Origin of the sequence: Corynebacterium sp. MSK218 (genome assembly GCF_030232655.1) — a bacterium.
Taxonomy (GTDB): Bacteria; Actinomycetota; Actinomycetes; order Mycobacteriales; family Mycobacteriaceae; genus Corynebacterium.
On record NZ_JASPGN010000054.1, the window covers coordinates 1 to 212 of the forward strand.

The following is a 212-nucleotide window of genomic DNA, read 5'->3' on the forward strand; positions in this document are numbered from 1 at the left end:
CTTCACGCGGCTTCAGCAGAGCTTGGAGTCAATCGCTCCTCACTTTATTCCTGGATCAAGCAGTACGGCACCGGCAAACGCGCCCGCACGAAGACCGTGCGTGACAACGCCCAGGCGACCACTGATTCTGAACGGATCCGCCAGCTAGAAAAAGAAGTCTCTAAGCTGCGCGAAGAACGCGATATCCTGCGCAAGGCCGCGAAGTATTTTGC

1 protein-coding gene is annotated in these 212 nt (G+C 56.6%); it reads left to right on the forward strand.

Annotated elements, in window-relative coordinates:
* A partial coding sequence (locus QP922_RS12905; RefSeq protein WP_284809924.1) for a transposase occupies nt 1-212 on the forward strand: 212 nt, incomplete at both ends.